General features: G+C 45.7%; 10 protein-coding genes. 7 read left to right on the plus strand and 3 right to left on the minus strand.

Annotated features, from left to right (window positions below):
* Positions 1–154: 154 nt before the first annotated feature.
* The 7 genes from L3V36_RS01385 to L3V36_RS01415 all read left to right on the plus strand — a co-directional run bounded on the left by L3V36_RS01385 (position 155) and on the right by L3V36_RS01415 (position 6,455).
* On the plus strand, positions 155–340 hold the full coding sequence (locus L3V36_RS01385; protein WP_004734731.1) for a hypothetical protein: 186 nt from the start codon (positions 155–157) through the stop codon (positions 338–340).
* Between the two features lie 221 nt (positions 341–561).
* Complete coding sequence (locus tag L3V36_RS01390) at positions 562–1,935, plus strand: YcjX family protein (protein WP_102503394.1); 1,374 nt, start codon at positions 562–564, stop codon at positions 1,933–1,935.
* Between the two features lie 14 nt (positions 1,936–1,949).
* Positions 1,950–3,002, plus strand: a complete 1,053-nt coding sequence (locus tag L3V36_RS01395) for a TIGR01620 family protein (protein WP_208774084.1) — start codon at positions 1,950–1,952, stop codon at positions 3,000–3,002.
* 204 nt (positions 3,003–3,206) lie between these two features.
* A complete protein-coding gene (tyrR, locus tag L3V36_RS01400) occupies positions 3,207–4,751 on the plus strand; it encodes a transcriptional regulator TyrR (protein ID WP_017077872.1) in 1,545 nt (514 codons plus the stop codon).
* 18 nt (positions 4,752–4,769) lie between these two features.
* Positions 4,770–5,357, plus strand: coding sequence for a ribosomal protein S5-alanine N-acetyltransferase (gene rimJ, locus L3V36_RS01405; protein WP_017091026.1), 588 nt, complete (start codon positions 4,770–4,772; stop codon positions 5,355–5,357).
* Positions 5,358–5,497: 140 nt separating this feature from the next.
* Complete coding sequence (locus L3V36_RS01410) at positions 5,498–5,971, plus strand: DUF2947 domain-containing protein (protein WP_004734736.1); 474 nt, start codon at positions 5,498–5,500, stop codon at positions 5,969–5,971.
* A gap of 268 nt (positions 5,972–6,239) precedes the next feature.
* A complete protein-coding gene (locus L3V36_RS01415; RefSeq protein ID WP_065681265.1) occupies positions 6,240–6,455 on the plus strand; it encodes a hypothetical protein in 216 nt (71 codons plus the stop codon).
* Positions 6,456–6,611: 156 nt separating this feature from the next.
* Here the strand turns inward: L3V36_RS01415 and L3V36_RS01420 are convergent, their stop codons facing one another.
* The 3 genes from L3V36_RS01420 to L3V36_RS01430 form a co-directional block, all read right to left on the minus strand.
* The gene (locus L3V36_RS01420) at positions 6,612–9,452 is read right to left on the minus strand and encodes an Hsp70 family protein (protein ID WP_208774087.1); all 2,841 of its coding nucleotides are present in this window, start codon (positions 9,450–9,452) and stop codon (positions 6,612–6,614) included.
* A 138-nt stretch (positions 9,453–9,590) separates the two neighbouring features.
* A complete protein-coding gene (locus L3V36_RS01425) occupies positions 9,591–11,600 on the minus strand; it encodes an Hsp70 family protein (RefSeq protein ID WP_208774090.1) in 2,010 nt (669 codons plus the stop codon).
* Positions 11,600–12,232 (minus strand): DUF2760 domain-containing protein, encoded by a 633-nt coding sequence (locus L3V36_RS01430; RefSeq protein WP_004734741.1) that lies wholly within the window; start codon positions 12,230–12,232, stop codon positions 11,600–11,602. The genes L3V36_RS01425 and L3V36_RS01430 overlap by 1 nt, the downstream gene beginning before the upstream one ends.
* Positions 12,233–12,396 lie beyond the last annotated feature (164 nt).

A 12,396-nucleotide genomic window follows, 5' to 3' on the forward strand; every position in this document is an offset into this window, starting at 1 on the left:
GTCAAAAGTCGTAACAGGCGCTAGCTTCAGCGTTTGAATTGCAATTCTTGACAGAAAGTTGAAGACAAAAGTGCAGCATTATTTGCACTTTTGTCTTATTATCAATGATATAGTGATAAACACATAGTTTGATATAAGAATATAGGAGAGAGGAATGCCTCGTTTTATTCAGATCCTACAGATTATCTTGGCAGTGGTGATTGGTGCTTTTGTTGGTTACGACCTGATCTTGAAAGGGATCAGCATCTTTGATAATAAATACGTGACAATTACTTGTGCGCTTTGGTTAATTGCAGAGATTGCACTGTTTGTTATCTACAAGTTGATTGAAGACGATTAAACGTCGGATATCGCAGAAAAATTCTAAAGCCCCTGATTATGAATGTAGTCAGGGGCTTTTATTCATCTAGCATTAAGAATGTGTATTGCATACTTATCACCATAAGCAAAAACATCAGTATTTAAGATATTCCGATTGGAATAAATAAGTAGGCTATTTTTCCAAATGATTGCGCTCTTGGTGAGTCAGCAATCCAGCCTAACTATCACGGAGTCGTTCAAATGAAACACCTAACTCAAGAAATGAGTGACTTTATAAGCAGAGGAACGGATTCTCACATTCGAGTAGCGGTCACGGGGCTTTCTCGTGCGGGTAAGACAGCATTCATTACTTCGCTGGTTAATCAGCTTCTTCATACGTCTACCCACAAAAATCTACCACTGCTTGCATCAGCGAGAGATGGCAGAATTATTGGCGCAAAGCGCATCCCGCAACACAACATGATGATTCCACGCTTCTCTTATGATGAAGCGATGGAATCTTTGAATGCACAGCCACCAGAATGGCCAGTGCCGACGCGCGATGTCAGTGAGATTCGTCTAGCAATCAAATATAAGCCTGCTAAAGGCGCAAAGAAGCTGCTGAGCAAGAACAGCACCCTTTATCTCGATATTGTTGATTATCCGGGAGAGTGGCTACTTGATTTACCTTTGCTGGATATGGATTTTGATACTTGGAGTCAGTCTCAATTCTCAGCACTAAAAGGCGATAGAGAAACCTACTCGCAAAAGTGGAACGCAATGCGTGGTGACGTTGAGTTGTTAGCCGAAGCAGACGAAAAGAAACTGGTCGCGATTGCCGATAGCTATACTCAGTACCTTCACACTTGTAAGGATAACGGGTTGCACTGGGTACAGCCGGGTCGATTCGTATTGCCGGGTGAGCTTGAAGGCGCGCCTGTGCTGCAATTTTTCCCGTGCATCGCACCTGAGGGCAAGTTCTCAAAAACAAGTAACTATGCGGTTTTAAAAGCGCGTTATGAAGAGTATCAACAGAAGGTCGTGAAAGCGTTCTACAAGAATCACTTTGCTACGTTCGACAGACAAATCGTACTGGTGGACTGCTTACAGCCGCTCAATGCGGGCTATGACTCCTTCATGGATATGCGTGGTGCGTTAGAACAGTTATTGAAGAGCTTTAAGTATGGTCGAAGCAATATGCTAAGACGCTTATTCGCGCCGAAGATCGACAAGATCTTATTTGCAGCCACCAAGGCTGACCACGTGACACCGGATCAACATCCGAACTTGGTATCGCTGTTACAACAGATGGTACATCCGGCTTGGCAACAGGCGGCGTTTGAACATATCGACATGAGTTGCATGAGCATCGCGTCTATTCAAGCGACCAGCGCGGGTTATATATCGTCAGGTTCAGACAATGTCCCTGCTCTGCAAGGTGTGACTTTAGATAATGCTCCTCAAACCATGTATCCGGGAGAGGTGCCGCGTAAGTTGCCCAATAAACAGTATTGGGAAACCAACCAGTTTGATTTCACGAGCTTTAGGCCGATGGAGCAACATTCCGATGAGCCTTGCCAACATCTAAGAGTCGACAAGGTTTTAGAGTATCTCATTGGCGACAAGTTGAAGTAATTGAGGCAATCAAAATGAGTGAATTAAAAACAAAGCAGGTCTTTAATGAACCGTTGAAGACCTCTTTTGATGAGCAAGACAAGAGCGAAGTGAGCCCGGGTTTAGGCGCTCAACAACTGTTCACAGAGCAAGAGAAATTTGTTCCTGTCGCACCGCAAGTGGAAGCCGATCTTGATGGTGAAGCTGAGCAGCAATTGGAGCAAGTGATTCGACCGAGCAAAAAGAAGAAGTGGTTTGGAACGGGCTTACTTGTCGCTTTCTCTGGTCTGGTGGGCTGGCAGGCGATTGACTCTGTCATTACCGCGATTCAAACCGCTGACTGGCTAGCTTTAGGCTGGGCTGGCTTTATCGCTGCCATTGCTTCATTAGGTTTAGGCGCAATAGGCAAAGAGCTGTGGAAGCTACGCTCATTGAAAGACCATTTCAGTGTCCAAGAGCAGAGTGAAGAGCTACTGCAAAGCCAGAGTGTCGGTAAAGGCAAAGCGTTCTGTGAACACATTGCGAAGCAGGGCGGTATTGTCGCTGAATCACCCGCTTATGATAAATGGCGAAACAGCATTAACCCTGCGCACAGCGATGCTGAAGTCTTGGATATGTATGATGCACTCGTTGTTGCCCAACAAGATAAAGTGGCGACTCAAATTGTCACTAAATTCTCGACCGAATCGGCCGCTTTGGTTGCTGTGAGCCCATTGGCGGCTGCCGATATGTTGCTGGTGGCGTGGCGCAATTTCACCATGATAGACAAGCTTGCTGATGTGTATGGCATTGAGCTTGGCTACTGGTCTCGTATTAAGCTATTTAAACTGGTGTTAATCAACATGGCAGCTGCGGGTGCCAGTGAACTTGCGATAGACGCGAGTATGGACCTCGTCTCGATGGATCTTGCAGGCAAGGTTTCAGCTCGAGCAGGACAGGGGCTCGGTGTCGGTATTCTCACTGCGAGACTGGGTTTAAAAGCCATGACATTGCTGCGCCCTATGCCTTGGCATAATGAGCGAAAAGTAAAAATATCAGATCTTCGTAAAGCCGTCCTTTCTGAAATAAAGCGCATTACGCTTAAATAGAGTGAGTTGCTTATCAATAAAGCGCATCACGCTTAAACAAAGCGAGCTACTGACCAACAAAGCGAGCTACTGATCAACAAAGTGTATGACATTGAGTCGTTTGCGAGTGAAGAGTAAACATATGTTTACTCTTCTTCTTGACTGAACTCAGAGCTTAATCCACACTACTGTCAACTTATCCTGACACCTATAATAGGACTATTTGTGCGTCTTGAAGTATTGTGTGAAGACAGACTCGGCTTAACGCGTGAGTTGCTCGATATCTTGGCCTCAAAAAGCATTGATTTAAGAGGAATCGAAATTGATGTTAAAGGCATTATTTACTTAAACTGCCCTGATATTAATTTTGATGCTTTTAGTGAACTTATGGCTGAAATTCGCCGAATTTCAGGTGTGAAGGATGTACGTAAAATCCAATTTATGCCAAGCGAAAGGCATAACACAGAGTTGATTGCTCTGCTGGCAAACCTACCTGACCCTGTGATAGCGATTGACCTTAAAGGCTCAATCGATATGGCAAACCACGCTGCATTGAACCTCTTTAACAAGCAAGAAGACGAAGTGATCGGTGAGCCGCTAGCGACGTTCGTTCCTAGCTTTAACTTCGCTCGTTGGATTGAAGGCGATGTAACACGCCATCGTGAAGTTGTGGTGTTAGATGGTTTAGATTTCTCTATTGAGATCCTGCCGATTTACCTTGGTGGTGATGTGAACGAAGCGGTACTGGCTAGCGCGGTAATGACAATTCGTTCTTGCAACCAAGAGATGAACACGCCAGACGCAATCCCTGAACAGAATAACCTAGGTTTTGAACACTTTGTTGGTGTCTCTAATCGCCATAAAGCCTTGATCAGCCAAGCTAAGAAACTGGCTATGCTGGATCAACCTCTGCTTATTGAAGGGGATACAGGTACGGGTAAAGAGATGCTGGCTAAAGCGTGTCATAACCGTTCGAACCGAGCGTCATTCCCATTCTTGATTCTAAGCTGTGCATCGATGCCTGATGACGTAGCGGAGACGGAATTGTTTGGTCATGCACCGGGTTCATTTAACCATGAACAAGGTCATAAAGGCATTTTCGAACAAGCGAATGGCGGTACCGTATTTTTAGATGAAATTGGCGAGATGAGCCCGCATCTACAAATCAAACTGCTGCGTTTCCTACAAGATGGTTCATTCCGTCGTGTTGGTGAAGAAGAAGAGATGCACGCGGATGTTCGTATTATCGCATCAACGCGCCATCGTCTTTCTGAATTAGCCGACTCGGGCTCGTTCCGTGAAGATCTGTTCTACCGCTTGAACGTGCTGACTTTATCGATTCCTGCTTTGCGTGAACGTTCAAACGATGTTGCCCCATTACTGGAGCTATTCGTTGCAAAGTACGCACAGCAATTAGGCATGTTGAAACCAAAGCTGACTCAAGAACTAATCGACCAATTAGGTAACTACCAATGGCCGGGCAACATTCGTCAGTTAGACAATATGGTTCTACGTGCTCTAACAGAGTTGGATTCAGATACGTTAACGGTTGAGCAATTCCACCTGCCACAGCTTGAAACCATGACTGCTGGAATGGCGAACTTGAGCTTAGACGGCTCGCTGGATGAGATCATGAAAGACTATGAATCTCAGATTCTAGAGAAGCTCTACCAGTCTTTCCCATCAAGCCGTAAGCTTGCAAAACGTTTGAATGTATCTCACACCTCAATTGCGAATAAGCTTCGTGATTACGGTATTAGAAAGAACTGATCGAATAAGAACAAGATTATGGAAGATTTGAGTACACCGGAGCGCATTTATAAGCGTGACGGTAACCTGATTCTGAGAACGGCTGAAATAGATGACGCAGCGATGATCAGTGAGTACTTTCAGGTTAACAGAGAGTACCTGAAACCTTGGGAACCGATTCGCGAAGACGCGTTCTTTGATAGAGCGAGTTGGGCGCAGCGACTGATCAAGTTAAACGAGCTTCATAAAATGGGGCTAGGCTACTACTGTTTATTGATTAACGCTGACTCTAACGAGATGCTAGGCACAATATCGTTCAGTAATTTGTCTCGTTTCCCGTTCTACGCCTGTAATGTAGGTTACTCATTGAGTCAAAGTGCACAGGGCCACGGTTACATGCGCAGAGGCTTGAGCATGGCAAAAGACTACATGTTTGATGTGCAGAATATGCACCGCTTAATGGCGGGCTACATGCCTCACAATGAACGCAGTGCGGGTGTATTGGAACATCTTGGCTTTGTTCGAGAAGGCTTCGCCAAAGATTACTTACAGATTAACGGTAAATGGGAAGACCATATACTGACCGCGTTAGTTAACCCTAACTGGGAAGACAAACGCAATGTCTAGACTAAATAGTATCTAGGCGTAAGAACAAGTAACGAATTTAAAGGCAGCGAATATCAAGCGATCTCTAGTCGCCGCTGTATCAAAAAGAACATATAGGCATGGTAGATCCATCAGCCTGAGAAGATATTTGAGGAATTTTGATGTCATACACAACTTTGGACGAATACCAAAGAAAATGGATTTTCACTCACCAGTCAATGCCGCTGCCGGCAGAGGATTTGGAAAAGATTAAACCAATGACACAGGCGAGAGCATCTCAGTTTTGGAAAGAGAACGTGAGCCCTCAAAGCCCTGATGCGGAAAGACTAAGTTCGCAAGACTGGCCAAGCAAAGCATCGAACTGGAATGAAGAGATCAGCTGGATGGCAAATTGGGAAGCGGATGAGCCTGAAATGCCGGAAGAAATTCTAAACTTCATTGATTGGCAAGATGACGTAACTGTTTATTTTTGTTACGAAAAATACAATGTTTTAGAAACCAAATGGTCAGTTTTTAAGAAACACTGGAAGAACTTTTTGTTCTACGATGATGGCCCGATTCTACTAGGCCGCCGTCGTTCAGAAGCACTTTGGTTTGCTACAAATGGTACCGTTAAAATTGGTAACCGTGCTTAAGTTCGGTGTGATTTAATCGAGCGAGTATTGACGATCCGATCAACAGATAGACAGACAAAAAGCGAGCATTGAGCTCGCTTTTTTTATGCCTAATGATCTTCGAAGATCATCGGAAGGAAGCGACTATTTCAGCCCAGTGTATGATGACTATTTTTACTGACATAGAGCAGTTAATTTTCGAAATTGAGATCGCTATCTCATTGGCTTAGTTGAAGTTTTATGGGGTTGAGCTATCTTTATATTACTGCCTTAGTGGAGGTGAAGTATTATGATTTGGGACACTCTCGAACGTGTAAATAAACTTCGCAAGGAAGCAATGGAAGATCCAGAGTTTTTGGATTCAGCAAAAATGCATGAGGAATGGCTTTTAAGCGAAACTCATAATCAATCGAACAAAGGAGCTAAAGACAAGAAACCGAAAAAGTTATCTGATATTTATGAAAATACGGATTTTCCTATCAACCCAACAGGAACGAAACATTAACAATGATGAACAGCAATACGGCTAAGGCTCTTAACCAAGAAGCGATAAGTCGACTAAACATACCAGCCTTAAGCCACCAATAAAAAAGCCACTTTCAACGAATCGAAAGTGGCTTTTTCTTTACTAGTTAGCGCTCCAATCTAATGAGGCCTGAAACTAGTTATTAATCAGGCTTAACCCGCTTGGTAATGCATCACCAAATACGCGCTTAGACTCGCTCTCAGAAAGTTCAGTCACTTCACTCACTAGCGTTAGCCATGAATCAGGTACCTTGCTTTGCTTTAGCTTCTCAATCACTTGATTACGATAGTCGTCAGAGATATCAAATTGACGGTCACCGGTTTTACGACAAATCATTACAGCAGCGAAGGCGATCATCTGCTCTTTCTGCCAGTTCTGTTCAAGCAGTTTTGGTAACCACTGTTCAGCTTGCTCTCTAGGAATTACGTTGTGTTGGCTGCCATACAAAGGCGTTCTTGATGCTAATCGACCTAGCGCCCACCAGTGAGCCTGTTCAAATTGGTTATGGTTAATCGCTTTGCTCAAGAACCAGCTTGCCAGCAGAACTTTGTCTTCCACTTCAAGTTGCTCAAGTGACGCCGCCAAACGAACCATGGCTTCATAGCCATTGTCTTGTGCATCTTTGGCTGTCTTAGGGTTTTTCATTGCCCCTGGATGAAGGTATTTAGCGATGTCAGCTAAGATACTCTCTTGCTGCTCTTGGTTTAATCCACCGGCAACACGACGCCAGAATACCCACCAGTCCGTCCAACCTTGGTGGTTCTGGAATTGAATGTTTTGTTGGTAAAGGCCCCAAATTTGTTCGATACGCCATGAGTCAGTCGGATCGCCAAAGCCTGGACGCAGCGAGTAACCCGCCAAACGCAGCCAGTTCTTCTCGTGTGCTTCTGAACGACGGCGACGTTTACGACCTAATGAAAAGGTATCAAACAGATGGCGAAGGGTCGTGAAGTCCCATTCATCGCGCTTACCAAGTCGCTTCTCAAGATCTTTCGATAGTGTTTTGATCTCTTTTGATTCTGCACTCTTCTTGTTGCCGCTGTACAGACGAGAAATCAATTCCTTACATTCATCCAGTCTTGGGTGAAGTTTAGCGGTAGCAGACTCATCACCTTGCTTGTTTCTTACTTCAAATTCGAGCAACCAACGTTTAGAGTCATCTTCTGTACTCACACACTCCATTTTCAGTGTGCCGACTTCTGTTAATTGACACGCGAGCAATACTTCGACGCGTTCTTTTTGGTTGGCTTGGAGCTCTGCAGTACCTGAACCTTCCAGTGTAGAAATGTACGGCGGAAGAGGGGAGAACAAGTCAGCGTCGACATTGACCATCACACCATTTTGAATAGCGGTGTCATGAGCAATTTGATCGTGTGTTGAAGTCAGAAGATTAAATCGTACTGGCTCACCTAAAGTCAGCGAGAAACGACGGCTGTTCAAGCGTATCTCTTGGCCTTCTTCGGTTCCTTTGGCAAGCAGACAAAGCGCTTTACCCATCTTGTTTTTCTCTTGCAGATGCAAGAAGTAAGAACGGGCAGCACCGCCACCGATTTTCAGCTGTGCACCGCGGCGTGCTTTACCAAAGGCAACCGCGCCAAGGGCAACAGACCAATCTGGATGAGGGTTATCAAGCACTGTGATAGGAGAACCGTTCCAGTTGCCCAGTAGCTGAGTAATTCGCTCTGTTACCAGTTCGCTGTTGAACACACCACCATTGAGTAGCACACCAACAGGAATTGCAGGTTTGGTATCGTCAAAATCAACAGAGCTTGACTTTTCCAATGCGGCTTTAGATACTTGCTGATGTGTCGCTAGGAATTCGGCAACGTGCTTACTTACCGCAGGATCTGCTGCGTAGGGTAGGCCGAACTCTACCACCGCGCTGCGGCGTTTGTCGGGTACTTCCGTAAACTCAGAAAGCGGGAAGAAACCTTCTAGTGCAATCTGATGAACTTCTTGCTTGGTTAAACCAATACTCTTGGTACCGCCAAGTAGCTTTGAACCGCTGCCCAGCATGGTGATCTTTACATCGTCTGGCGCGTTAGCAGAAAGTAGGCTCTCTTTTGCGGCGCGAGTCTGTTGAATCAGTTTGGTTAGGCTCGAAGCATTCAGTTTTTTGTTTTGATTGAAGCGTTGCTCTGCAAGGTGGGCAAGGGCTAAATCTAGGTTATCACCACCGAGCATTAAGTGTTCACCAACGCCGATACGGTCGAGTGCGAGTTCTTGGTCATCGCCATTGTTTGAGTTGAAGCTTGCTTCGATCAAACTTAAATCGGTGGTACCACCGCCGACATCACACACTAGAATCAGCGGGATCTGTTGAAGCTCATCGGCTGCGGTTTGTTGATGACGTGCATACCAGTCATAACAAACGGCTTGCGGCTCTTCGAGTAACAGAATCTTACCTAAGCCAGCAAGTGCTGCCGCTTCGAGTGTCAGCTTACGTGCTGTCTCATCGAATGAAGCGGGAACGGTGACTACAACGTCTTGGTCTTCCAGCTTATTGCTTGGGTTGCGGTAGTTCCATGCTTGGCGGATGTGGTTGAGGTAGCTTGCGCTTGCGACAACAGGAGACACCTTATCGACGTCAGTTGCGCCTGCCCACGGCAGAATGTCGGAGTTACGATCAACCGCTTGGTGAGATAACCAGCTTTTAGCACTCGATACTTGGCGACCTTCAACCTTAGCACCTAATTCTCGTGCCCATTCGCCTACGATGACATTTTGAATATCGCCTTCAACTAAGCTCGGTTCCCAAGGCATGGTGAGATCGGAAGGGGAGATCTGACCTTGTGCGGGATGATAACGAAATGATGGAAGTAGGGGCTTGCGAACCACTTCACCGGGGCCGATGAGTTGGTCAATATCGAAAAGAGAAACGGGAGCATGTTGTAGGTCGTCGTTGATTTCACAGTAAGCGACAACAGTATTGGTTGTGCCTAAGTCAATGCCGACTAAAAAACGAGGAGATGCCATACAAAACCTTATTCTGCCAAAGTGATGACCAGTTAATGGATAATCTTGGTCTTATTATTGTCTTTGGAATGCTTTTAATACAGGGCTAGGGAATCGCATTGATAAAGTAACGGCACCCGTTAAGGTGCCGTTGATTCATTATGCTTCTACGTTTGAGTCGTTATTCGAGTCTTCACGAACGTCGAACTCAACATGCCACTTCTGACCATTGTCAGTGGCAATCGCTTCTAGGTATAACGTGCCTAATTCAGTAACACGAGACGCCAAAGTCACGGGAACAACTTCACCTTCGCGACGACCTTCAGAAACAGGCAGTGTCACTTGGATTTCAGGAAGCTCATCCAGATCTTCTGGAGCCCAGTGATCAAGGTGCGTACCCGCTTGGTCTTCACGACGAGTGGTTGAACCGAAGAATTGGAAGTGAACTGGCTGACCAATCACTAGACCGAACTCTTGGCTAGGCACTTGTACGCTTGAACCTTCTTCCATACCAAATGGTGCAACACACAGTGCTTCCATTGGAGGCGCCATACCAGGGATAGCTGGCATCGCGCTTTCAATTCCAACGTAGTAAGAAGATGCGATACCACCACGGATACGAACGCCTTGGCCACGACGAACTGCGCCGTAGTAAGAAGCGCCACTTGCAACCGCTAGGTCTAAGTCTAAACCTGAAAGTTGTTTAGCAAATTCAGCGTCGGCATTAATTAGCCATTCATTGATCGTGTCTGAAAGACGATCAGCAAGTAGGTTAGATTTTAGAACGCCACCATTGAACAGTACCGCTGTTGGTTTGATGAAGTCTGCCGCTGGCGCTTCTGACCCTTGCGCTTCTGTACCGGGCATACCGGGCATGTTTGCAAACGGGTTGAAATCTTGCTGAGCGGTTTCACTATTTCCAGAAAGCGCGTTCGCTTGCTTAGAAAGGAATGCTGCAATGTGACGAGTAATACCTGCGTCTTGAGCGTAAGGCAGACCCATTTGAGTCAATGCGCCACGCGTCTTTTGTACTGGGTGCTCAGTCACCGCTACTTTCGGGAAGAAGCCATCAACCAATGTTTGTTGTACTTCTTGCTGAGTCAGATCTGTTTTCAGTGTTGCGCCCAGTAGTTTAGAACCACGGCTTGGAACAACGATTGGCACAGATTGAAGCTCAGCATCGTTAAGCAGTGCTTCTTTCGCATCACGACACGCGTGAGTCATTGCTTGAACCTGCCAAGGAGCCAGTTCTTTACCTTCTTGAGCCAGTTTCATCTTCAGACGGTAAGCCAGAGCTAAGTCCATGTTGTCGCCGCCCAGTAGGATATGTTCACCTACTGCGATACGGTTCAGGCTTAGGTTGCCTTCATCTTGTGTTACTTCAACCAACGAAAGGTCAGTCGTACCACCACCGATATCGACAACAAGAACGATGTCACCAACGTTTACTTCATCACGCCATGTGTCGTTGCTGTTATCAATCCAGCTGTAAAGAGCCGCTTGTGGCTCTTCAAGAAGTGTCAGGTGAGTGAAGCCAACATTACGTGCAGCTTCTGCTGTTAGGTCACGAGCCGCAGGATCAAACGAAGCAGGAACCGTGATCGTTACATCTTGGTTTGCCAGTTTGTGTTCTGGGTTAGCGTGGTTCCAAGCATCTTTAAGGTGCTCAAGGTACAACTCAGTGGTCTTAAGCGGAGATACCTTTTCAACTTCTTCAGGGCTGCCTGCAGGAAGGAACGCATCGCGACGGTTAACACCACCGTGGCATAGCCAAGATTTTGCACTTGCTACCAAACGGATAGGGGTTTTCGAACCTAGGTTACGAGCAATCGCACCGACTAGCGCTTTAGGTTCAGAAGACCAAGGTAGAACGCGAGAGCCCGCATTCATTTCATGTTCGTGCGGCTGGTATAGGAACGAGCCAAGTTGGCTGCGAGTTTCTACTGTACCTGGCGCCGTCAATTGAGGGATTGGCATCACCTCAACGCGAGCGTCTTCATTTGTTGTGTCGATGAAAGACAAAACGCAGTGTGTTGTACCTAAATCGATACCAACACTGAACTTAGGCGCCTGATGTTGCTCTTGAGAAGATAGCTCTTGTGAATGCATCTGCGGCGTATGTTCTTGAGAAGAAGACTCGTGCGATGATGGCTGAGTTTGGTGTTCCATTATAGCTCTACCTCTGCCGGTGCAATTACAGATGCATCGTAGTTTTCAGCAAGCTTAGGCAGGTTCATGTCAGTTGCTTTCCAACCTTTGTGAACCAATGTGCCGTTGAACGGTGCGTTACCCGTTACATTGCCAGTTAGGCGAATTTCTTGTGGGTTGAAGCCTTCAACAACCGTGATACGTGTTTCTTCATCTTCAGTGCGGATGTGAGAAAGCGTTACGTAGTCTGCTAGTACTTTTTTACCGCCAGTGTGAATAACACGTGCTGCTGCACCAACTTCTTCATCAGAGAATGATGTTAGGTCTTCTTTTAGGAAGTCAATTAAACGAGCTTCTTGCTGCATGATAGACAGTAGCTGCATTGCAGAATCTGTTGGTGCTGTTGCCAGCTTAGATTCAACTTCTACTACTTTTTCGATCACACGTTCAACTTCAACAACTTTCTCTACTTCGACAATTTTCTCAACTGGCTTTTCAACTTCAACGATCTTTTCTACTGGTTTTTCTACGACTTTCTCAACCACTTTGGTTTTACGAGAAACGGCAATTAGCAGTAGTAAAACGCTTGATGCAGTTAGGCCTGCGTGAAGCATATCAAACGTTTGTGGGATTAGGTTCAAATCAACGATCATAGTGATTTCTCTTTAAAATTGATTTAACGGTATATTCGTCGGTTTAAAGGAATATACAGGTTGGAAAGAAACTCAGTGGCATAAGGCCGAAATGGTCACTTTCAAGCTATAAATATGTGTGGATACTAGCATATTCAAGGCTTAAGGGCTTTATTTAATGTTTT

The organism is Vibrio sp. G-C-1 (genome assembly GCF_021728015.1).
GTDB classification, from domain to species: Bacteria; Pseudomonadota; Gammaproteobacteria; order Enterobacterales; family Vibrionaceae; genus Vibrio; species Vibrio splendidus.